This is a genomic window from Brevibacterium sediminis, assembly GCF_024895295.1.
Lineage (GTDB): Bacteria > Actinomycetota > Actinomycetes > Actinomycetales > Brevibacteriaceae > Brevibacterium > Brevibacterium sediminis.
The window spans coordinates 707,323-730,117 of sequence record NZ_JAHQRN010000001.1 but is presented as its reverse complement, the minus strand read 5'-3'; the positions used below and the strand labels follow the sequence as shown (position 1 = coordinate 730,117).

At 65.5% G+C, this 22,795-nt stretch carries 19 protein-coding genes; 13 read left to right on the top strand and 6 right to left on the bottom strand.

Features of this window, described 5'->3' with window-relative positions; all coding sequences use genetic code 11:
* The first annotated feature begins 39 nt into the window (after positions 1-39).
* From KTJ89_RS03395 to KTJ89_RS03385, 3 genes are all read left to right on the top strand, one after another.
* The gene (locus KTJ89_RS03395) at positions 40-945 is read left to right on the top strand and encodes a TrmH family RNA methyltransferase (protein ID WP_259356772.1); all 906 of its coding nucleotides are present in this window, start codon (positions 40-42) and stop codon (positions 943-945) included.
* A 32-nt stretch (positions 946-977) separates the two neighbouring features.
* Positions 978-1,757: a virulence RhuM family protein gene (locus tag KTJ89_RS03390; RefSeq protein WP_216656721.1), complete on the top strand. Its 780-nt coding sequence runs from the start codon at positions 978-980 to the stop codon at positions 1,755-1,757.
* 169 nt (positions 1,758-1,926) lie between these two features.
* On the top strand, positions 1,927-2,697 hold the full coding sequence (locus tag KTJ89_RS03385) for a phosphatase (protein ID WP_259356771.1): 771 nt from the start codon (positions 1,927-1,929) through the stop codon (positions 2,695-2,697).
* A 45-nt stretch (positions 2,698-2,742) separates the two neighbouring features.
* Here KTJ89_RS03385 and KTJ89_RS03380 read toward each other — a convergent pair whose 3' ends face one another.
* Positions 2,743-3,294 carry a YbaK/EbsC family protein gene (locus tag KTJ89_RS03380; RefSeq protein ID WP_172169572.1) on the bottom strand — a complete coding sequence of 184 codons (552 nt, stop codon included), beginning with the start codon at positions 3,292-3,294 and terminating at the stop codon, positions 2,743-2,745.
* A 177-nt stretch (positions 3,295-3,471) separates the two neighbouring features.
* On the opposite strand from KTJ89_RS03380, the gene KTJ89_RS03375 reads away from it, so the two are divergent.
* Positions 3,472-3,726 carry a type B 50S ribosomal protein L31 gene (locus KTJ89_RS03375; protein ID WP_101544255.1) on the top strand — a complete coding sequence of 85 codons (255 nt, stop codon included), beginning with the start codon at positions 3,472-3,474 and terminating at the stop codon, positions 3,724-3,726.
* 174 nt (positions 3,727-3,900) lie between these two features.
* Here the strand turns inward: KTJ89_RS03375 and KTJ89_RS03370 are convergent, their stop codons facing one another.
* The 3 genes from KTJ89_RS03370 to KTJ89_RS03360 are packed head-to-tail and all read right to left on the bottom strand — an operon-like array spanning position 3,901 to position 5,933.
* On the bottom strand, positions 3,901-4,725 hold the full coding sequence (locus KTJ89_RS03370) for a PfkB family carbohydrate kinase (protein WP_259356770.1): 825 nt from the start codon (positions 4,723-4,725) through the stop codon (positions 3,901-3,903).
* Between the two features lie 45 nt (positions 4,726-4,770).
* On the bottom strand, positions 4,771-5,235 hold the full coding sequence (locus KTJ89_RS03365) for a tRNA (cytidine(34)-2'-O)-methyltransferase (protein WP_139467259.1): 465 nt from the start codon (positions 5,233-5,235) through the stop codon (positions 4,771-4,773).
* 20 nt (positions 5,236-5,255) lie between these two features.
* Complete coding sequence (locus tag KTJ89_RS03360; protein ID WP_172169566.1) at positions 5,256-5,933, bottom strand: class I SAM-dependent methyltransferase; 678 nt, start codon at positions 5,931-5,933, stop codon at positions 5,256-5,258.
* A 234-nt stretch (positions 5,934-6,167) separates the two neighbouring features.
* Here KTJ89_RS03360 and KTJ89_RS03355 point away from each other — a divergent pair, with 234 nt between their 5' ends.
* From KTJ89_RS03355 to metX, 6 genes are all read left to right on the top strand, one after another.
* Positions 6,168-7,982 (top strand): HNH endonuclease signature motif containing protein, encoded by a 1,815-nt coding sequence (locus KTJ89_RS03355; protein ID WP_259356769.1) that lies wholly within the window; start codon positions 6,168-6,170, stop codon positions 7,980-7,982.
* A 39-nt stretch (positions 7,983-8,021) separates the two neighbouring features.
* Positions 8,022-8,792, top strand: coding sequence for a DnaE2-dependent mutagenesis accessory factor ImuA' (gene imuA', locus KTJ89_RS03350; protein ID WP_253903696.1), 771 nt, complete (start codon positions 8,022-8,024; stop codon positions 8,790-8,792).
* On the top strand, positions 8,782-10,407 hold the full coding sequence (locus KTJ89_RS03345) for a Y-family DNA polymerase (RefSeq protein ID WP_172169560.1): 1,626 nt from the start codon (positions 8,782-8,784) through the stop codon (positions 10,405-10,407). Before imuA' ends, KTJ89_RS03345 begins: the two co-directional genes overlap by 11 nt.
* A gap of 65 nt (positions 10,408-10,472) precedes the next feature.
* Positions 10,473-13,919 carry an error-prone DNA polymerase gene (locus tag KTJ89_RS03340; protein WP_172169557.1) on the top strand — a complete coding sequence of 1,149 codons (3,447 nt, stop codon included), beginning with the start codon at positions 10,473-10,475 and terminating at the stop codon, positions 13,917-13,919.
* A gap of 170 nt (positions 13,920-14,089) precedes the next feature.
* Positions 14,090-15,412, top strand: a complete 1,323-nt coding sequence (locus tag KTJ89_RS03335; RefSeq protein ID WP_139467255.1) for an O-acetylhomoserine aminocarboxypropyltransferase/cysteine synthase family protein — start codon at positions 14,090-14,092, stop codon at positions 15,410-15,412.
* Position 15,413: 1 nt separating this feature from the next.
* Complete coding sequence (metX, locus tag KTJ89_RS03330; protein WP_139467254.1) at positions 15,414-16,448, top strand: homoserine O-acetyltransferase MetX; 1,035 nt, start codon at positions 15,414-15,416, stop codon at positions 16,446-16,448.
* A 128-nt stretch (positions 16,449-16,576) separates the two neighbouring features.
* Here the strand turns inward: metX and KTJ89_RS03325 are convergent, their stop codons facing one another.
* Positions 16,577-18,616 carry an acyl-CoA dehydrogenase family protein gene (locus tag KTJ89_RS03325; protein ID WP_172169554.1) on the bottom strand — a complete coding sequence of 680 codons (2,040 nt, stop codon included), beginning with the start codon at positions 18,614-18,616 and terminating at the stop codon, positions 16,577-16,579.
* Positions 18,613-19,224, bottom strand: a complete 612-nt coding sequence (locus KTJ89_RS03320) for a TetR/AcrR family transcriptional regulator (protein WP_139467252.1) — start codon at positions 19,222-19,224, stop codon at positions 18,613-18,615. Before KTJ89_RS03320 ends, KTJ89_RS03325 begins: the two co-directional genes overlap by 4 nt.
* Positions 19,225-19,282: 58 nt before the next feature.
* On the opposite strand from KTJ89_RS03320, the gene KTJ89_RS03315 reads away from it, so the two are divergent.
* Genes KTJ89_RS03315 through KTJ89_RS03305 form a run of 3 tightly spaced genes read left to right on the top strand, consistent with a single transcriptional unit; the run spans position 19,283 to position 22,769 of the window.
* A complete protein-coding gene (locus KTJ89_RS03315) occupies positions 19,283-20,572 on the top strand; it encodes an acetyl-CoA C-acetyltransferase (RefSeq protein ID WP_172169551.1) in 1,290 nt (429 codons plus the stop codon).
* On the top strand, positions 20,569-21,921 hold the full coding sequence (locus tag KTJ89_RS03310; RefSeq protein WP_172169548.1) for a 3-oxoacyl-ACP reductase: 1,353 nt from the start codon (positions 20,569-20,571) through the stop codon (positions 21,919-21,921). The genes KTJ89_RS03315 and KTJ89_RS03310 overlap by 4 nt, the downstream gene beginning before the upstream one ends.
* Complete coding sequence (locus tag KTJ89_RS03305) at positions 21,918-22,769, top strand: MaoC family dehydratase (protein WP_139467249.1); 852 nt, start codon at positions 21,918-21,920, stop codon at positions 22,767-22,769. The genes KTJ89_RS03310 and KTJ89_RS03305 overlap by 4 nt, the downstream gene beginning before the upstream one ends.
* Positions 22,770-22,795: the final 26 nt, after the last annotated feature.

Sequence of the window (22,795 nt, the reverse complement as noted above, 5' to 3'; positions counted from 1 at the left end):
GAACGGGAGCACGCTGTGAACACTCCGGCCAAGGCACCCATGACCCGCCAGCAGGTCATCGATCGGTCCGCTGAGCTCGGGATCGCCGTCGAGCGTCTGCGCTTCTTCGACGAGGCGGACCTGACCTCTGGGAGCCAGGGTGATGATTCCGGCGATGCCCTGCACGGGCGCCTCGAGGGCATGCGCGACTACACGCAGCTGACCGATGTCGCCCTGCGCAGCGTCCGTGAACCCGCCGAGGGGCTGTTCATCGCCGAATCCTCGAAGATCATCCGCCGCGCTCATGCAGCCGGCCTCTCGCCTCGGTCGTTCCTCACCAGCCCGAAATGGCTGTTCGACCTGGCCGACATCATCGCTGAGAGCGATGTGCCGATCTTCATCGGCACGGATGCCGCTGTGGAGTCCCTGACCGGATTCCACCTCCACCGAGGAGCTCTGGCCGCCATGGGCCGACCGGCCCTTCCCGACCCCGCGGCCTTGGTTGCCGATGCCAAGCGAATCGTCGTCATCGAAGACATCGTCGACCATACGAACGTCGGCGCCATCTTCCGTTCTGCGGCCGCATTCGGCGTCGACGCCGTGCTCGTGACCCCACGCTGCGCCGATCCGCTCTATCGCCGGTCAATCCGTGTGTCCATGGGCACGGTGTTCCAAGTGCCGTGGACGCGCATCGACCCGTGGCCTGCCGGAATCTCTGCCCTGCACGACGCCGGCATCCACGTGGCCGCCCTGGCACTCGACGATGATTCTGTGGGGCTGCGCGACTTCGCCGCCTCGGCACCGGAGCGCACCGCAGTCGTCTTCGGCACTGAAGGCGAAGGACTCAGGCGATCGACGATCGTCGCCTGTGACTCGACCGTGATGATCCCCATGAGCGGGGGAGTGGACTCCCTCAACGTCGCGGCCGCCTCGGCGGTCACCTGCTTCGCCCTGCAGGACGATTGAGCCGTGTCAGTGGCGCACTTTGACGTTTGATTATGAGCAATTCGATTGAGCTGTATCCGACCGCTGACGGTGACACCGCGCTCGAGGTGCGCACTGATTCCGATACCGTTTGGCTGACACGGCATCAGCTTTCGCATCTGTTCGGACGTGATGTGAAGACGATCGGCAAACATATCAACAACGCTCTGCGGGAGGAACTCGACGGTGAGCCAACTGTCGCAAAATTTGCGACAGTTCAAAAAGAGGGCGCCCGAACAGTCACACGTATGGTTGAGCACTACAGCCTCGACATGGTCCTGTCGGTGGGATTTCGAGTGAAGTCGTCGGAAGGAGTGCGATTTCGCCGTTGGGCAAACGATGTCCTTCATCGCTATGCGATCGAAGGAACCGCCGTCAACCAACGGCGGTTGTCAGAATTGGGAAAGATTGTCAGCGTGCTGACGAAGTCGCAGGAGGAATTGGTTGCGGGGGTTGCCGACGTACTGTCAACGTACCTGCCAAGTCTCACCATGCTCAGAGATTATGACGAAGGATACTTGTCGTCGAAATCGAGCTCCGTGCCTGGATGGGAATTGGCCCTGGAAGAAGCACGCAGAATCATCGGCGGACTGTCATTGGCATTTCCCGACGATAAATTGCTGGGGAGGGAACGAGGCGATGCTCTAGGGGCTGTCATCGGGGCGATCTATCAGGGGTTCGGAGACCACGAACCCTATCCGACCGCCGAAGAGAAGACCACCCCCTCTCCGACGGCAACAAGCGCAGCGCCTCGGCGCTGTTCGTCACCTTCCTTGACCGCAACGGCGCGCTGATCGACCCCGATGGCAACAGGCGAGTCGACGACAATGCGCTGGCAGCGATGACGCTGCTGGTCGCGATGAGTGAACCTTCCGAGAAGGAACTGATGATCGCGCTCATCATCCGTATGATCGTCTCAGAAAGACAGTGATCATTCCCGCAGTCATGACGGAGAGGACCCCAGTGGACCGCAGCACCCTAGCCCTTGCTCTTGAAGCCGGACGGATCACCGGGGAGGTCGCCACACCGAGAGAGAACAACCTCTCGCACATCCACCGGTTCCTCGACCAGGAACGCCAATTCGACTTCGGCGTCGAACTCACCCGCGACTGGGACTATGACTCAGTGTTCGCGCTCATGGTCGAACGCTGCGGCCTGCGGCCCGATCCCGAGTTCGTCGAAGGCGTGGACACGATCTCCACCGAAGGCTGCATCGACGCTCTGGAGAAGCTCGCCGAGGCGGTCGGCCAGGTCGCCCGCGCCGGCGGCCGGATCCTCTTCGCCACCGGACATCCGGCAGGACTGCTGCCCGTGCATATGGCAATTGCCGCCGCGGCGAAAAGCGCCGGCGCCGTCATCGACACCCATTATCACTTCATCCCGGTCCCGGAGATCGGCGGCGACGTCCGTCAGATCCACAATGTGTGGACCTGGCACCAGCATGGCGGCAGCCCGCACACCCACCTGGCTGAACCGATGCATGCGCTGCTCAACGACTTCGCCGCCCGCGGCGGGTCGGCCCCGGACCTCGTTGTGGCCGATCATGGTTGGGCTGGTGCTGCCTCGAGCCGGGGACTGCGAACTATCGGCTACGCCGACTGCAACGATCCCGCCCTTTTCGTCGCCGAGGCGCAGGGACAGATCGAAGCCACCATCCCCTTGGACGATGATGTGGTGCCGAACCTCTACGCCCCGCTCATCGACTACGTCATCGAACGAGCGGGACTGAACTGACGGGCAGCATCTGGCTGACGGACGGCGCGGGACCGAGCGCCACGGTCAGCCGATCTCGTTCGCGAGATCCTCGATCACCTCGGCGCCGGGCAGGGACGCGAGTGCGGATCCGGAGAGGAGCAGCTTGGAGCCGCGGATACCGGAACCGATGATGAGTTCGTCGGCCTCCGCAACGCGGGAGTCGATGAGCACCCGATAATTCTCCGGCAGGCCGATCGGTCCGATGCCGCCGTACTCCATCCCCGATTCGTTCACGGCGCGTTCGAGCGGCAGGAACGAGGCCTTGCGGACATCGAGGAGCTTCTTGACCCGCTTGTTGACGTCGGCGCGGGTGTTCGCCAGCACCATGCAGGCGGCGATCCGCTCCTCGCCGCCCCGCGAGCCGGCGACGAGAACGCAGTTCGCCGAGGTCGCCGGAGGCAGATCCGTGGCATCGAGGAGAGCAGCGGTATCGGCGATCTGCGGATCGATATCGAAGACGTCGACTTCGCCGGATACCGCGGACAAGGCGGTGGCCGTCGATTCGGCCATGAGTTCGGGGGCGGTGGCGGCGGGTCGGAGAGTGAACTGAGTGGAGAGGCGTTCCTTCGTGGTCATGGCCACAGTTTAGGAGATCCGTGTCGAATCGCTTTGTCCGGGCCCATCAGTTAGAATCGATTGTCGCTCCGTGTCCGGTTCCTACGGTTCGGAGCGTGTCCAGCAGACGAATTCGGGCACTGGCAGATGAGTTCAACTCATATCAGGCGCCTGAAAGAATTCAGCAGAGGTAAGAAAATGAAGAAGGACATCCACCCGGAATACGCACCGATCGTATTCAACGATCTGGCTTCCGGCACCAAGTTCCTCACCCGCTCCACCGCTAAGAGCGAGAAGACCATCGAGTGGGAAGACGGCAACACCTACCCCGTGATCGACGTCGAGATCTCGTCCGCTTCGCACCCGTTCTACACGGGCAAGCAGCGCATCCTCGACTCCGCCGGCCGCGTGGAGAAGTTCAAGGACCGCTACAAGGGCTTCGGCAAGCGCTGATCTCGGGCGTTCCAACAGCTTTATTCAGATTGCCCCGCACACCGATCAGGTGTGCGGGGCAATCTGCTGTCTGCGGGCCGCAGTGTCCGTTACGACAGTTCTGTCCGTTACGACGGCTCCGCGGAACCGTGCCAGGGTTGCGTCCCCGCGGGGACGCAACCCTGGCAACAGTGATCAGTCGACGGTGACTGAGACCTCGGAGGAGGGACTCACCCGTGCCGCCGGATGGTAGAGCGAAGCGACGCCGGTGGCATTGTCGAGGCAGTTCGCGATTCCGTGAGCGACCTTCTCCTTGGCGGAGACGACGGCGTCCTTGATGTCGAGACCGGTGGCGATTCCTGCCGCGATCGAGGAGGCGAAGGAGCATCCTGCGCCGTTGACGAGCTTGTTGTTGACCTTGCGCGAGCGCAGAGTCGTCACGGTCTCACCGTCGAAGAGGATGTCGATGGCATCGTCCCCGGCGAGACGGGCTCCGCCCTTGACGACGACGTTCTTCGCGCCCTGCCCGTGGATGATCTTCGCGGCCTCGACCATGCCCTCGACGGAGTCGATGGGGTCGACTCCGGCCAAGGTCGCGGCCTCTTCGAGATTCGGGGTGACGACGGTGGCCAGGGGCACGAGGTTCTCGACGAAGAGATCCTTGAGATCGACCATGGTGCCTGCGCCCTTGCACACGAGCACAGGATCGAAGACGTACGGCAGATCATTGGTCTTCAGCTCTTCGGCGAGGACCAGTGCCGAGTCGACGGAGCCGAGCATGCCGGACTTGATGGCGGTGAACTCGTGCACGGCCAGCGTCGATTCGAGCTGACGGGTGACGACCTCGGGCTCGATGAACTCGAGGACATGGGCGAATCCGTCATCGGGATCGAAAGTGACGATGCAGGTGACGACGGCAGTGCCGAAGGCCCCGTATTCGTCGAACATCTTCAGATCGGCTTCGAGTCCGGCTCCTCCGGAGACATCGGATCCGGCGACAGTGAGCACCTTTGCGGTCATAGTGGTCCTTTCAGGTAAAGCGTTCGCGAAGAAGTCTACGCGGGTTCAGGCCCCTGCATAGCCGTGCTGACGCCAGGCTTCGTAGATGGCGATGGATGCCGAATTCGCCAGATTGAGCGAACGGCGTGCCGGCAGCATCGGAATCCGCACAGTCATATCCACATGCTCGTCGTTGACGACCTCGTCGGGCAGTCCCGTCGACTCGCGCCCGAAGAGGAGGACATCACCGTCTTGGTAGTCCACCTCGGCGAAGGAATTGTCCGTATGCGTGCTGAACGCGATCACCCGACGTTCGCCGAGGTGGCCCCAGAGTTCGTCGATCGATGGATGGACGGTGACATGGGCGAGGTCGTGATAGTCGAGACCGGCTCGGCGCAGCTTCGCGTCGGAGAGGTCGAAGCCGAGAGGCTCGACGAGATGCAGATGGGCTCCGGTGACCGCGGCGAGCCGGATGGCGTTTCCGGTGTTGCCGGGGATCTCTGGAGTGTGGAAGACGATGTCGATGTTCATATCACCCTCATCTTCTCACCTCAGAGGCTGGCCTTACGAACGAGGAGGTATCCCTGCCTGGTCGTCTCCGGGAAGCGACCGGTCCGGTCGGGTTCGCGTTCGAGGCGGGTGGCAGGAATGAAGCCGTGCGGTTCGAGCGCGGTGAGCACGTCATCGATCGAGCGGCGGTGGAAGTCGAGATCGACGTCGAAGCCGGCGAGATCGGAGAAGTGATCGATCCGGTCCCCGAGCTGGAACGCCAACTGGAACCAACCGCCCGGACGCAGGGCACGGGCCGCCTCGGCGAAGGTGAGGACAAGCTCATCGTCCGGGACGTGGATCGTCGAATACCAGGCGACGAGACCGGAGAAGGACTCATCGGCATAGGGCAGGGCGGTCATCGACCCGATGTCGAACTGATGCGCCGGATAGAGGCCCTGCGCGAGTTCGATCATGGCAGGGGAGAGGTCGAGTCCACGCGGTTCGAGTCCGAGGGCGGCGAGGAACGTGGTGATGCGACCGGGCCCGCAGCCCAGGTCGAGGACCTCCGTCGAGCCGGTGCCGAGGACGAGCTCGGAGAAGGCCCCGAGGACGGCGCGGTCATGCGGTTTGGCGGTGAGCTCATCGGCGACCCATTCCGTGTAGGTCCGGGCGATCGCATCATAGGAATCACGCGTGGCCGCTTCGCGGGACGAAGTGCCGTTTGTGCCGTCGGTCATGACGCCACCCTACCCGGACGCACTGACGCGAGCGCGTCGGCGAGAACAAGTTGCGGTGGCTTCGGCAGGTGTGCAGTCATCACCAGTAGAAACGAAAACGAATCGAAGATGACCAATGAATAATCAGTTCAGCTTGTATTAGAGGAAATTCTCGTGTCAGTGCCGAGTTCTAGAGTGGGAGCACGGTCGGTGGTCATGGGGGCTGCGGGGCCGAACGGCACGAGGAGCGAAGCCATGCACAACGAAGATCAGGTCGATCCGTGGGGCGAGGACATGGAATGGGAAAGACGTGTGAGGGAAGCGGCCGTGGCCTCGGCAAGCCAGAGCGGAATTCCGTCCGCTCAGGCATGGGCAGGCTCGGGCCCGAGGGGCAAGGGACAGCAGACCACGGCTCGGTGGGATGAGGCAGGAGCGAGTTCGGCTGCACAGGAATCGAGCCGACCGCGCGCAGCCGAGACCGCGGAGCTCGAGGGGTTGAGCGTCGATCCGAAGGACTATGGAGGGGCTGACGCCGATGCGGACCCCAGCACCCTCACCTGTGAGCAGATCGTGACGGATATCCGGCGCAGCATCTCATGCATCTCCTTCTGCCATGCCCGCGTCATCACCCTCATCGACGAGGTCGAGAGACGGGGATTGTGGGCGGAATGGGTCGGTGTGAAGACCCTGACCGAGTGGGTGATGCATGTGGCGTCGGTGAGCATGCACACGGCTCGCGAGTATGTGCGCGTGATGAAGGCTCTGCGGGAGATGCCGAAGGTGAAGAAGAGTCTGGCGGGCGGTGATGTCAGCTTCTCAAAGGTGAGGGAAGTGACCCGACTGGGGGAGCGGATCGGCGACGATGAGGCGCTGCGTCTGGCCACCCTCGCCACCGGCAGCCAGATCAGTCGGATCTCGCAGAACTACCAGCAGCTGGCCGACAAGATCGACAACGGCCCGTTCCCTCTGTACCTGGCTCAGGACAGTGTGAGCATGCGTCAGGTGGCACCTGGTCGGACCCGGATCACGATCGAACTCGAGGAAGACGACGCCGCAGAGATCGCCGCGATGCTCGACGCCGCCCGCCAGGTTCTCGAACGTCCCGTCCATGATGGCGGTTCCGATGGGGATGGGGCTGCGGGCGAGGGCGGCAAAGCGGACGAGGCTCCTTATGAGCCGGTCTCCCAGGTCATGTGCCTGATGGAGATCATCCACGCCTTCCCTCGTGCCGAGCCCACGGGTTCGATCGACGCCGATCGTGCCCGACTGCTCGTTCATGCCTCCGCAGAGGTGATCACCCGCAGCGGCGCCACGATGGAAGCCGCGCCCGCGTTCAAGCCCCCTCTGCTCAGCATCCCCGCAAAGCCGACCGCCGTCTGCGTCCCCGCGGGGACGGAAAGCGAACCGGACCATCCGGCAGGAGTCGAGGGAAGCGTCCCCGCGGGGACGCCGAGCGGAGGCGCGGATACGACCTGCCGGATCGAAGGGTTCGGCGGCATCACTGCGGCGACGGCGGAGCGCCTGAGCTGTGAGGCGCTGATCAGCGGGGCGATCAAGGATGCCGGAGGTGACGTCCTCATGCTCGGGCGCTCGAAGCGTCTGGTGAGCAGGCGACAGCGAATGGCACTGAGCGTGCGTGATGTCTGCTGCCAATTCCCCGGCTGCCGTGCCCGCAGGCGATGTGATGCCCACCATATCCGCCCTTGGTCGCAGGGCGGGAGGACCGATATGGACAATCTCATCCTGCTCTGTCGCAGACATCACACCGTGGTACACAAATACCAGCTGCGCATCGAACGCACCGGAGCGGACTTCGCTGGAGCGATGCGCGGTCCCGCCGCCTTTGCCTTCTACTTGCCCGACGGCTCCCAGCTGCTTCCTCTGGAAAGCCGGGTGAGGGGACGGATGATGTTCAACACGGCGGTTCGCGTTGCCAAGGTCAGGCAGATCACGAAAGCGGCCGATCCCGGCACTGTCGGCGGCGGTTACGGCTTTGACCTCGGCCTCTGTATCGCATGGATGTTCGAAGCCGAATGGCGACACGCCCGGGAAGGCAAAGCTGTTGTCTGAATCTTGCCAATTTAGAACACCAGTTCGATAATGGATGTCATGTCAGCAGCACCGGTCATCGAACAGCTCAGTCGGGAGACGGGGATCTCCACGGCTGCGGCACTGTTCGACAAGATCTCACCTCATTCGGTGGATCCTGTGCTCTCTCCGCTGTTCCGTCGCGGCGGTCTGCCGCGTGGGGAACTTGTCACTGTCACCGGTGAGCTGTCGCTGAGCTGCGGCCTGGCGACGATCGCTGCGGCGACCCGGGAGCAGAAGTGGTGTGCCGGCATCGGGCTCGGCGAACCGTCCGTGTCCTCGATCGCCGACCTCGGTGTCGATCTCGACCATTTCGTCAACCTCGCGACCCCTGGTGAGGACTGGCTGCGAGTGGCTTCGATCCTCATCGAATCCTTCGACATCATCCTCGTCGACCCCGGCTTCGCCCCGAGTGCTTCGGAACGGGCCCGACTCCTGGCGAAGATCCGTGAACGACGAATGAGCCTCATCAGCCTCCGACCTCTTTCCGGCAGTACGGAGCAGATCGAGATCACCGACACCCGCTGGTCGGGTGCCGAACACGGTCACGGCCGTCTGCAGTCCTGCCTCGTCCGCGCTCGTTCACAGACGGGAACCCACCGGTTCCTGCTGCCGGGACCGTCAGGAACTCCCGCCAGCGTCCCCGCGGGGACGCTGGAAGTGGTGGCAGACGGCGGAGCGTCCAAGGCCCCGACAACGGATCTGGGCACAGATCCGGCCACGGGCACGGACGACGATCCTCGGTGGTCGACGATCACACAGCTGCGGCAGGTGATCAGCCATGTCGGATGAGTCCGGCCGCACCCTCGTGCTCACTGTTCCCGACTGGCCGGCGGTGGCCGCAGCGGTCGAACACGACATCGCACCGGGCCGCCCTGTCGCGGTCCTCCACGCCGGCAAGGTCATCGCCGCCGATGCTCCGGCCCGTGCCGCCGGAATCACCGCCGGGAACAACAAACGCGCCGTGGGATACCGCTGTCCGGAAGCCCACATCGCGGTCTGGGACGAAGAGGCCGACAACCGACATTTCAGTGCCGGCGTCGGTGCCCTCGACAACCTCGTCGCACGGTTCACCCTGCTCAGCCCGGGAACATTGGCGATCCCTCTCGACTCGCTCAGACACGGCTACGCCGACGAAGCCGATGCGGTCGAGACACTGGTCTCGGCGCTTGTCGATGACACCGGATGGGAGTTCTTCCCCGGGATCGCGGACACCGTCTTCGCCGCGGTCCTCGCCGCCGGACAGGCGCGCCGCGTCGAACCCGGACAGACCGTGGACTTCCTCTCCGCCCAGCCGATCACCACCCTGGAATACGCCGGCGCCGAGGCGACCGCGCTGATCGAGGTCTTCCTGCAGCTGGGGCTGCGCACCCTCGGTGACCTCGCCCGCCTCGCGACCAAAGACGTGAACGCACGCTTCGGCGCCTTCGGTCGGCATCTGCACGACCTGGCCTCCGGGCGGGCAGGAGCCCCGCTCGCCGATCATGTCCGCGGCGAACAGCTCGACGTCGAACTCGACCTCGATGCCCCGACGACCCGCAGCGATACCCTCGGCTTCCTCGCCCGCCAGCTCGGTGCCGACCTGTTGGCCAAGGTGCGCAGACAGAGGTTGGTCTGCACCCAGATCACGATCGAACTCGATGCCGCGGGCGGCCAGTCCTCGTCCCGGACCTGGCGGATCGAGGACATGCAGGAGAATGCGATCGCCGACCGCCTGCGGTGGCAGGCCGAAGGCTGGCTGGCGGGAGTGGGCCGGGGTTCGCCTCCGGGACAGAATCCCCGCACGGCACAGCCTGACCCGCAGGAACTCGACATCGTCGACGAGCCGGCACCCGACGCCGAGGACTTCTCCGAGGATGGCATCATCGCGCTGCGCCTCATCGCGGCCGAACTGACCACCCCGATCGGTGCCACACGCAGCCTGTTCGACGAGAACACCGGGCAGATCACCCATACGCTCGAGCGTCTGCAGGGACTGTTCGGTCCCGATGCCGTCCTGGTTCCGGGCATCCAAGGCGGGTGGGACCCGGCAGAGACGAACCTGTGGACCCCGTGGCAGCAGGCGGCCGTCCCCGAACGCAGCCCCGCCGCTCCCTGGCCCGGTGCTCTGCACGCACCCCGTCCGACGACCGTCGAACATTCCGCCGTCGACGTGCTCGCCGCGGACGGCTCACCGGTGGAAGCACGCCCCTCGGGTCTGGGTGCGGCCCCGGCGACGATCAGATTCCCCACCGGGCAGACCGAGACCATCACCGACTACTCCGGTTCCTGGCCCATCGAATCCGGATGGTGGGACCCGAACCGAGCCGTCTACCGCACCCGGCTGCAGGTGGTCACCGATGCCGGCCGTGCCCTTCTGCTGAGCAAAGAGCACGGCCAGTGGTACCTCACCGGCCGTTACCGCTGACCGGCAACCTGCCGACCAACGACCCCAACCGAGAGAACGACCCCACTTGAGAGGAGGAGATCCCGATGGGATTCTCGAACCCGCGCACACCGTGGTCGAAGCTGGCCCGCCGCCTCGAGGGCAAGGACATCCCGTCCTCCCCGGCGGACAAACAGCCTGCTGGTGAGAACCCGGCAGGAAGACAGCCTGTCGACAAGCACGCCGACGGCTCCGATGCTCCTGCGTTCTCCCGCCCCGACCGCTACCAAGTCTCGGTCGGCCCCGGCGGTTCGGACGGACGCAGCCGCTATCAGGAGCTGGCAGGCGCCGGCAGCGCTCAGGGGCCGAACCGCGGACCGGGACTGCTGCGGAAGCAGGTCGACTGGGCGGAGCTGCATGTGCACTCCCAGTTCAGCTTCCTCGACGGAGCCTCCGACCCCGAAGAACTCGTCGCCGCCGGCGCCGCCGCCGGGCTGAGCTCCCTGGCGCTGACCGACCACAACGGACTCTACGGTGCCGTCCGCTTCGCCCATGCCGCCGCCGAGGTGGGGCTGGACACCGTGTTCGGCTCCGAACTGTCCATCGGGCTGGCCGAGAAGATCCCCGGACAGACCGACCCCGATGCCACCCACCTGCTCGTCCTCGCCCGCAGCGTCGAGGGCTACCACCAGCTCTCTCAGGTCATCACCGAGGCGAACCTGCGCGGTGAGAAGAACCGTCCGCTCTTCGACCTCGAAGAACTGGCTGCAGAGGACGGAGACTGGATGATCCTCACCGGCTGCCGCAAAGGACCGCTGCGACGAGCGTTGGGCGACGACGACGGCGGGCTCAGCGCTCTGCGCGAACTCACCGCACTTTTCGGACCCGACCGGGTCGCCGTCGAACTCAGCCGGGACGGAACCCCGGATGACGACGAGAGGCTGGGCCACCTCGGCGATCTGGCCCAGCGGACGGGCCTGCCGATCATCGCCAGCAATGCCGTCCACTTCGCCACCCGGGCCGAGTGGAAGTCGGCTCAGGTGCGCGCCTCGGTGCGGTCGCGGAAGTCCCTGGACGAACTGGCCGGATGGCTGCCGGCGACGGCGAGCGCACGCATCCACACCGGCCAGGAGATGCTCGCGCGATTCCCGCGGCAGGCTGTGGACAATGCGGTGCGGATCGGTCAGGACTGCTCCTTCGTCCTCTCCTCGGCCCGTCCCGACCTGCCGAAGGCACCGATGCCCGATGAGACCGAGGGGGAGACGTATCTGCGTGGCCTCATCGCCGAACGCGGCCGCACCCGCTACGGATCCCGAGCAGAGCACCCGCGGGCCTGGGAGCAGCTGGACCGGGAGATGGACATGATCGCCCAACTGGGCTTCTGCGGCTACTTCCTCATCGTCTTCGACATCACCGAGTTCTGCCGCAATATGGGCATCTTCTGCCAAGGCCGGGGTTCGGCGGCGAACTCCGCGGTCTGCTACGTCCTGGGCATCACCGCCGTCGACGCCGTCAAACACGGACTGCTCTTCGACCGGTTCCTGTCCCCGGACCGCAAGGGGTACCCGGACATCGACATCGACATCGAATCCGGCCGCCGCGAGGAGGTCATCCAATACGTGTACGACCATTTCGGCCGTGACCGGGCTGCCCAGGTCGCCAATGTCATCACCTACCGTGCGAAATCGGCCATCCGGGACGCCGCCTTCAGCCTCGGCTATGCCCCCGGCCAGCAGGATGCGTTCTCGAAGTCGAGCAACCGGTGGTCGAGCCTGCCCGATGCCGAGGACTCACCGGTGCCCGCACCGGTGCTCAAGGTCGCCGAGGATCTGCTCGGCTCACCGCGCCATCTGGGCATCCACTCCGGCGGGATGATCCTGGCCGACCGTGCCATCGGCGAAGTCGTGCCGATCGAGAAGGCGACGATGGGCCACCGCACCGTCGTCCAATGGGACAAGGACGACTGCGCGGCCATGGACCTGGTCAAGTTCGACCTGCTCGGTCTGGGCATGCTCACTGCCCTGCACGAGATGGTCGGACTCGTCCACCGTCACACCGGGGTCCTCATCGACCGGGCGGAGATCGATGACGACGACGAAGCCGTCTACGAGATGCTCTGCCGTGCCGATGCGATCGGGGTCTTCCAGGTCGAATCCCGCGCCCAGCTGGCCACCCTGCCCCGGCTGCGCCCGGAGAAGTTCTACGACTTGGCCGTCCAGGTCGCCCTCATCCGACCGGGGCCGATCCAAGGCGGCTCCGTCCACCCCTATATCCGCCGACGGCAGGGTCTGGATGAGGTCGAATACCTCCACCCGCTACTCGAGAAGTCCTTGGCCAAGACCTGCGGGGTCCCTCTGTTCCAAGAGCAGCTCATGCAGATGGCCATCGACGTCGGCGGGTTCACCGGTGCCGATGCCGACCGGCTGCGGCAGGCCATGGGCTCCCGTCGGTCGGAGAAGCGGATGGCCGAACTCGCCGAGAAGTTCCGTACCGGAGCCATGGAACGCGGAGTCGACGCGGAGACCGCCGAGACGATCTTCTCCACCATCGCGGCCTTCGCGAACTACGGATTCCCCGAATCGCATGCCATCAGCTTCGCGAACCTCGTCTATCAGTCCGCCTGGTTCAAATACCATCACCACGCCGCCTTCACCGCCGGTCTGCTGCGCAGCCAGCCGATGGGCTTCTATTCCCCGCAGTCGCTCATCGCCGATGCCCGCCGGCACGGAGTGCCGATCCTGCCCGTCGACATCCGCCGGTCCCAGGCGGCCACGGACCTCGAATGGGTCGCAGAAGCCGGGGATGGGGACACCGCCTCAGCGGGGGAGGACAAGGACACGACCGCCTCGGAGGGGGAGCTGGGGATCCGCTTGGGACTGGACACGGTCGCGCATGTCGGCTCCTTCGCCGAGGTGATCGTGACCGAACGCGAGATCGCTCCCTTCGCCTCGGTGGCGGACCTGGCCGAACGCACCGGCATCGGCAAGCAGGCCCTGGAATCGCTGGCCACGGCCGGGGCCCTGTCCGGATTCGACCTCGACCGACGGCAGGCCCTGTGGCTGGCCGGGGGAGTCGCCGGTGCCCATCCGGGGCTGCTGCCGGGAACGGCGAGCGTGGACTCGGCGCCGAGCCTGCCGACCATGGACGCCTTCGATACGACCTTGGCCGAACTCTTCTCCACCGGGATCACCGTCGACGGCTACCCCACGGAGATGATGCGCGAGACGCTGAGCGCCCGCGGATACTCATCGACCGCGGATGCGGCGCGTGCGGCGGACGGAACCCGGATGACGGTGGCCGCGATCGTCACCCACCGGCAGCGCCCGGCCACCGCCTCGGGGATCACCTTCATCAACCTCGAAGACGAATTCGGGATGCTCAACGTCGTAGCCACGGCCGGGCTGATGAAACGCTTCCGCACGGTCGCGACCTCCCGCAACGCCCTCGTCGTCACCGGACTCATCCAGCGCGGGGGAGACGTGGTCAGCCTCTACGCGCACAAACTCGTCCCCCTCGAGGTGCAGCTGCCGACGAAGGCGCGGAACTTCCGGTGAACGTCGGCACTGCCAGATGACAGCTGCACGGCACGGTGTGACGAAACATGACACACGATGACGCCAACATGACACACAGGCGGGTGCCAGCCGGCGAAGTCGATGACAGTAGACACATCACATCGCCTCAACCAGCGACACCGCCACCGCACTCATACAGGAGAGTCACCATGACCCAGGCATTCGAAACCCGTCAGATCCATGCCGGACAGGTTCCCGATCCGACCACCGGTTCGCGCGCCCTGCCCATCCACCAGACCACCTCGTTCGTGTTCAACGACGTCGACCACGCCGCAGCGCGCTTTGCGCTGACCGACGTCGGCCCCGTCTACAGCCGCCTGACGAACCCGACGAACGAGGTCGTCGAGAACCGCATCGCCGATCTCGAAGGCGGCGTCCACGCCGTCCTCACCGCCTCGGGCCAGTCCGCGGCATTCCTCGCGATCACGAACGTCGCCGGAGCCGGTGACCACATCGTGGCCAGCTCCAGCCTCTACGGCGGAACCGTCAACCTCCTCGACGTCACCCTGCGCAAGCTCGGCATCGAGACCACCTTCGTCAATGTCGACGACCACGAGGCGTGGAAGAACGCGATCCAGGACAACACGAAGCTCCTCTTCGGCGAGGTCGTGTCGAACCCGCGCTCAGACATCCTCGACATCGAGGCGATCGCCGGAATCGCTCACGATGCCGGTGTGCCGCTGATCGTCGACAACACCCTCGCCAGCCCCTACCTCGTGCGTCCGATCGAACACGGTGCCGACGTCGTGCTCCACTCGGCCACGAAGTACCTCGGCGGCCACGGCAACTCCGTTGCCGGTGTCCTCGTCGACAGCGGCAACTTCGACTACGGAGCACAGCCGGAGAAGTTCCCCGGCTTCAATGAACCCGACGCTTCCTACAACGGACTCGTCTTCGCTCGCGACCTCGGCGCCGACGGAGCTTTCGGAGTGAACGTGTCCTTCGGACTCAAGGCTCGCGTGCAGGGCCTGCGCGACCTCGGACCCTCGCTCAGTCCGACGAACGCATTCCTGCTGGCCCAGGGCATCGAGACCCTGAGCCTGCGCATCGAGCGCCACGTGGAGAACGCGAACAAGGTCGCCGCCTACCTCGAGGCTCACAGCCAGGTCGACCGCGTCGCCTACGCCGGACTCGAGTCGAGCCCCTGGAACGGACTGGCCAAGAAGTACCTGCCGAACGGCGTGGGTTCGGTGCTCGCCTTCGACATCGCCGGCGGATACGACGCCGCTGTGGCCTTCGTCGACGCCCTCGAACTGCACTCGCTGGTGGCGAACATCGGCGACGTCCGCTCGCTCGTCATCCACCCGGCCTCGACCACGCACGCTCAGCTCGACGAGGAAGCCCAGAAGGCGGCCGGAGTCAACCCGGCACTGGTCCGCCTGTCCGTGGGCATCGAAGGTGTCGACGACATCATCGGCGACCTCGACAAGGGCTTCGCGGCAGCTGCGGCGAAGGCGCAGACCGCGGCCTGAGATGACCACCCAGAGCACTTCCGTCGAACGGATCCTCGGCTTCGGCACGGACTCGGGACACACCTTCGGCACGGTCGAGATCGCCTATGAGACCTTCGGCGCCCTCAACGCCGACCGGTCCAATGCGATCCTCATCGAGCATGCTCTGACCGGCGACACCCGCGTCACCGAATGGTGGGCGGGTGTCGTCGGGCCCGGGGAAGCCGTCGACACCGACAAGTACTTCGTGGTGTGTGCGAACTCCCTCGGAGGCTGCTCGGGAACGACCGGGCCGCAGTCGTCCTATGATGACGGTCTGGCCTACGGCTCCCGATTCCCTCGGGTCTCGATCCGCGACATGGCACGTCTGGAGCACAATCTCGCCCAGATCCTCGGCATCGACTCCTGGGTCGCCGTCATCGGCGGATCCATGGGAGGTGCGCGAGCGCTCGAGTTCGCTCTGTTGGACAGCCGGAAGGTCCGCAAATGCGCGGTCATCGCCGCACCGGCCTTCTGCGAAGCCGACCAGATCGCCTGGGCGATGATGCAGGAACGCGCGATCGAACTCGACGCCGACTACTACTCCGGAGACTATTCGGCCGTCGGCAGCTTCCCCAGTCATGGTCTCGGACTGGCCCGGCAGATCGCGCACCTGACGTATCGCAACGATGCCGACCTCAATGAACGCTTCTCCCGCCGCCTGCGTTCGGAGGACTACTACGAGGTGACCTCGTACCTGGACCATCAGGCCAAGAAGCTCACCGCCCGGTTCGATCCGCACAGCTATATCGTGCTCACACGTGCCCTGCGCGACCACGATGTGCGCCGAGGTCGCTCCTCCGACCTCACGGTCGCACTGGCCGACGCCTGCACCGACAACCTCGTGGTCTCCGTGTCCTCGGATCGGCTGTTCCCGCCGGAACAGGTGGGCATCCTCGCCGAGGCGCTGCCGGGGAGAGTGCGACACCACATCATCGACTCCCCGGTCGGTCACGACGGGTTCCTCACCGAGACAGAGAAGATCTCCGCGGTGCTCGCCGACTTCCTCGCCGACTGAGACAGTCGGGCCCGCTGGCGACGAGCACAGTCGCCAGCCAGCGACCCGAATCTCCCCAAGCACCAGAAGACCCCCGCAGACCGTTCGCTGCGGGGGTCTTCTGGTGTGCCCGGATCACGGGCCTGCGGTCACCGTGCGGCGGCCTTCGCCTTCTTCTTCGCGGCCTTGCGCAGCTGCTTCTCGTCGACCGGGAAGTCCTGACGAGCCCGCGCCCGACGGTAGTAGTCGGCGGCCTCTGCCTGACGCTCGGCTTCGACACCGGAGGCGATGGTGGCCCGACGGTGGACATCCGAGTAGCCGAATGCTTCGACGAGGTCGAGGGCATTGGCGGCAAGCTTCTTGCACAGACGGTTCAGCGTCTCGTTGATCTGGCGTGCACGCGACATCGGCAGGCGACCGTACATGAGGTGCCAGGCCATGTGCTTCTCGATCAGTCCGAGACCGTAGGTGTCACGCAGACGACGGAAAGCCTTGGCCTGATCGGCGTCGGTCTGCTCCTTCATCTTCTCGTCCAGCGCCTTCCACTTCTCGAGCTCGACATAGGCGCGTGCCATCTCGATGAGCTCATGCTGGTGGACGTTGAACAGATCGGCGGCCTGCGCGGCCGGCATCTTCGTCGCGGGCCGCAGCGCCTGAGCGACTCCGGCGACCATGACCTCCAGACGCGTTTCGAGCAGGGTTCGCTGCAGGCGTCCCGACCTGATCCGCTTGTCGCCGAGGTTCGGGGTCAGCGCATCCGAGATCGCCCGTCCGGCATTGGCCAGACCGGTGCGGTAGAGCGTATGTTCGGCGGCCTGGGTGCCGATGAAGCGGGCGGCTCCGCCGACGTCGAGGTTCGCGAATTCCTTGGCATAGTCGCCGAGGAGGCGCTTGGCCACGAGCTGCAGCAGCACCGTGTTGTCGCCTTCGAAGGTGACGTAGACGTCGAGGTCGGCGCGCAGCCCGACGAGGCGGTTCTCCGCCATGAATCCGGCACCGCCGCAGGCCTCACGGCATTCCTGGATGACGTCGAGCGCCATCCAGGTCGAGTCGGCCTTGAACGCAGCCGCCCGGGTCTCGAGCAGAGCCCGGTTCTCCTCGGAGTCATCGGCTCCGGCGAAGACCTCTTCGAAGGAGGTCAGCAGCTTCTCGTGCGCGAACGCCGAGGCGTAGACGGCGGCGAGGGCCGGCATGAGGCGACGCTGATGCTGGCCGTAGTCGAGCAGAGTCGTCTCGGCGAAGTCATCGCCGGCCGTGAACTGCTTGCGCTCGAGTCCGTAGCGCACGGCGATGTCGAGGGCGATCTTCGATGCGACCACGGAGGCGCCGTCGAGCGAGACCCGGCCCTGGACCAGGGTGCCGAGCATCGTGAAGAAGCGGCGTCCCGGCGATTCGATGGGGGAGGAGTACGTGCCGTCGGCGGTGACGTCTCCGTAGCGATTGAGCAGGTTGGTGCGTGGGATCCGCACGGAGTCGAAGGCGAGGCGACCATTGTCGACTCCCTTGAGCCCGCCCTTGTAGCCGTCGTCTTCGATCGAGACTCCCGGCATCGGCTCACCGGCCTCGTCGCGGACGGGCACGAAAAAGGCATGCACCCCGTGCTTGACACCTTTGGTGATGAGCTGAGCGAAGACGACGGCGGCCCGGGCATCGCGGGCGGCGTTGCCGATGTACTCCTTCGTTGCGGCCCGGAAAGGGGTCTCGATGACGAACTCTTCGGTCGCCTCATCGTAGGTGGCGGTGGTCGCCACGTTCGCCACATCGGAGCCGTGCCCGATCTCCGTCATCGCGAACGAACCAAGCAGACGGCCGGACTGAGCGTCGAGCAGCCACTTCTGATGCTGCTCCTTGTCTCCGAGATGGAGGATCGCTCCGCCGAAGAGTCCGAACTGGACGCCGGCTTTGATCTGCAGGCTCGGGTTGGCCGTGACGGTCTCTTCGAACCCGGCGACGTTCGTTGCGTGTTCGTTCTTTCCGCCCATCTCCGGTGACAGCCCGGTCATCGGCAGCCCGGTCTCGGCCATCATCATGACCCCGTCGAGGGTCTTCGCTCGTGCGGTGTCGAGATCATCGGCCGGATCGTCATGGGTCGACGGCTCTTCGGCCAGGGTCCGCCCGCGTCGGCGAGCTTCTGCCCAATGCCCGTCGAGGACGTCGTTGATGGCTTTCGGGTCAAGAGACAGCTTCATTGTTCTACTCCTCGTTGTTCGGGCAGGGTTGCCCAGAGCCAATGGGTGATGGTGGTGGCGAATTCCTCGGGCCGGTCCGGTCGGGACAGCCACGTCTCGGTGGCGGCGCGGACGAAACCGATCGCTCCGGCCGACCACAGCCGAGCCTGTTCGCCGCTCAGGCCGAGGCGTTCGGCCAGCTGCCCGGCAATTGAATTGAAGAAACCGCCGGTCTCCTCGGGCGCGAACCGGTTGACCGCGGTGTCGCAGAAGCGATACACGTTCGGAGAATTCGCGGCGAGCGTGACGAATGCGCGGATCATCGCGGCCAGGGACTCCTGCGCCGCGGCTGAGCCCTCGCCCTTCGCCGAGGCGGCCGCGGCCTCGTCGAGAGACCGGACGATGACGCCCATCGCCCATTCGCCCATGGCCGCCTGCAGACCTGCCCGGTCGGTGAAGTATCGGTAGAGCACCGACTTCGACGTCCCGGTCGCGTCAGAGATCTGCTCCATCGACATATCGTCGCCGTACTCGTCGACGACGAGCCGCACGGAACGCAGAAGTTCGCGACGACGCTCATCGCGATGCTTCTGCCATCTCGTCGAGCGACCGTCTGTGATCGATTTCATGTAACCGACAGTATCAGGTACTGTCGGTATCGGCTAAATCAACCACTCGGAGGTGCACATGTCCGCTCCCAACAACCGCGCCGTCATCCTCGGCGGCAACCGAATTCCCTTCGCCCGCTCGAACAAGCAGTACTCGAAGGCCACGAACCTCGATATGCTCACCTCGGCCATCGACGGGCTCGTTGCCCGCTTTGGACTGGCCGGAGAGAACATCGGCGAGGTCGCCGGAGGTGCAGTCCTCAAGCATTCGAAGGACTTCAACCTCACCCGGGAAGCCGTGCTCGGCTCCGCCCTGGCACCGACGACCCCCGCCTTCGATCTCGGTCAGGCCTGCGCCACCGGCCTCGAAGCCGTGGTCAGCCTCAACAACAAGATCAATGCCGGGCAGATCGAATCCGGAATCGCCTCGGGCGTGGATTCGACGTCCGACGCTCCGATCGTCATCAACGATTCGATGCGCGAGATCCTCCTCGAGCTCACCCGTGCGAAGACAATGGTGCAGAAGGCGAAGATCGCCTCCCAGATCCGCCCCGCCTACCTCGCACCGCAGGCTCCGAGCACGGGCGAACCGCGCACGGGCTTGAGCATGGGCGAGCACCAGGCGATCACCACCGCCGCCTGGGGCATCAGCCGACAGGCCCAGGACGAACTGGCCGTGGCCTCCCACAAGAACCTCGCCGCGGCATGGGAATCCGGCTTCTTCGATGACCTCACCACCCCGTACCTCGGGGTCAGCCGCGATACGAACATGCGTGCCGACTCGACCGTGGAATCCCTGGCGAAGCTCAACCCCGTCTTCGGCAGGAAGCTCGCCACCGAGGCGACCATGACCGCCGGCAACTCGACTCCGCTGACCGACGGCGCCTCCTCGGTGCTGTTGGGCAGTGAGGACTGGGCCAACGAGCACGGCTTCACCCCGTTGGCGCGCCTCGTCGATGCCGAAGCCGCCGCCGTCGATTTCGTCGACGGCGACGAAGGTCTGCTCATGGCCCCCGCCTACGCAGTTCCGCGGCTGCTGGCCCGCAACGGTCTGACCTTCGATGACTTCGATGTCTTCGAGATCCACGAGGCATTCGCCTCCACCGTGCTCTCGCACCTGGCCGCCTGGGAATCCGAAGAGTTCTGCAAGGACAAGGTCGGTCTCGATGCGGCGCTGGGCACCATCGACCGCGACAAGCTCAACCCGCTCGGCTCGAGCCTGGCCGCCGGCCACCCCTTCGCGGCCACCGGCGGACGCATCATCGCCAGCACCGCCAAGCACCTGAAGACCACCGGCAAGAAGCGCTCCCTGGTCTCGATCTGCGCCGCAGGCGGACAGGGGCTCACTGCGATTGTGGAGGCAGCATGAAAGACACCTATCTCTCCCTCGTCAACGGACCGCTGAAGCAGGTGGCCAAAACCCTCGGTCTGCCGCAGCCGGTCGAACTCAACCGCTTCGGCTCCACCCCGGCGTCCTATGAGAACAAACCGGTCCTCGTCCTCGGCACCGGTCCCGGGGCCCAGGGGCTGGCCGATCAGCTGCTGGAGAACGGACTCGAGGTCCGTCGCAACGCCCAGACCGGCGAGAAGCTGCGGGCCGTCATCGCCGTCCTCGACGACGCGCAGTCCCCGGCCGACCTGTCACCGGTCGTCCTCGAGATCGGCGCCGCCCTGCGTTCACTGGCCGCCTGCGGTCGAGTGATCACAATCTCGACGGCACCGGATGCGCAGAGCCAGACACCGGAGCAGGCCGCCACCGCCCAGGGCATCACCGGCTTCACCCGGTCGGTCGCCCACGAGATGCGCGCCGGCGCGACCGCCAACGGAATCCTGCTCGACGGCGTCGACCTCACCGCACCCTCGGTGAACGCGGCCCTGTGGTTCCTTCTCTCGGGCAAATCCGCTTATGTCTCCGGCCAGTTCCTCACGGTGTCTTCGGACGCCGGTCAGCGGCTGAGCCTGGACGAATTCATGTCCACCGGTGACGCCGGCCCGCTGGCCGGACGCACCGCCGTGGTCACCGGTGCCGCACGTGGAATCGGAGCCGCGATCGCCGAGAACCTCGCCCGCGACGGCGCCTACGTCATCGGCGTGGACATGCCGCAGGCAGGTCAGGCGCTGGCGCAGGTGATGAACCGGATCGGCGGCAAGTCGCTGCAGCTCGACATCACCGCAGCCGATGCCCCGGACAAGATCACCGAGGCGCTCGGGGCACCCGTGGACATCCTCGTCCACAACGCCGGCATCACCCGCGACAAGATGCTGGCGAACATGGACGCGGCCAAATGGGATTCTGTCATCGCCGTCAACATCGCCGCGCAGACGATGATCAATGCGCGCCTGGCGGAGAAGGGACTCTTCGCCGACGGCGCCCAGGTCGTCTCCCTGGCCTCGACCTCGGGAATCGCGGGCAACCGCGGCCAGACGAACTATGCGACCTCGAAGGCCGGAGTCATCGGACTCACGGCCGCCTCGGCGGAGGACTTCGCCGCCCGCGGGGGAGCGATCAATGCGGTGGCACCCGGCTTCATCGAAACGGATATGACCGCGAAGATGCCGACTCTCACACGCCAGGTCGCGCGCCGGCTCTCGAGCCTGCAGCAGGGCGGGCAGCCGGTCGATGTGGCCGAAGCCATCGGCTTCCTCGCATCCAGCGGTGCCCGCGGCATCAACGGACAGACGCTGCGCGTATGCGGTCAGAACATGGTGGGTGCATGATGGCGGATTCGATGCTTCCCATCTATGCCCGTGCCCTGCTCAAAACCCTGCCGGTGGGTCCGCGCACCGGTCCGGAGCTGCCGGATCATGCGATCGATCGCAGCATTCCGCTCGAACCGGTCGCCTATGCGGGATTCGCCCACGTCGTCGGTCACGGTCTGGACGATATCGTCCACCCCGGCTACCTGCACATCCTCGGCTTCCCGCTGAGCATGCAGCTGTTGGCCGACCCCGAAGTGCCGCTGCCGATGATGGGGATGGTCCACATCCACAATCGCGTCGATATGCATTCGCAGGCCCGCCTCGGCGAGGTTGTGGACTTCCACCTCGAGCTCGCCGGTCCCTTCGAGCACACGAAGGGCACCACGATCGAGGTTCGGCTCGAGGCGAAGGTCGACGGTCGTCCCGTGATGGACGAGGTCTCGACGTACCTGGCCAAGGGGCGGAAGCTCTCCGGAGCCAAGCCGAAGGCACAGGTGCCGCACCTCGAGTTCACGGCGCCGCAGCCCAGTGCCCTGTGGCGTCTGGATCCGATCATCGGTCAGCGCTATGCGAAGGTCTCCGGTGACTACAACCCGATCCACCTCAACGGTCTGGCCGCGAAGGGATTCGGATTCCCGCGGCAGATCGCCCATGGGATGTACAGCGCCTCCCGGGCGTTCTCGGCAATGGATCCGCGGCTCGAGTCCTACCGCTGGGATGTGTCCTTCGCGAAGCCGATCCTGCTGCCCGGCACGGTCGGCTATGCGCTGACCTCCGGGCGTCGTCACGAGGCTGCGGAGTCGGCCGTCTTCGACCTGAAGAACGGCAAACCGCACGTCCTCTCGCGGGTGGCACACCTCGAATGATGGCGTGATAAGTGCAGTGCGTCACA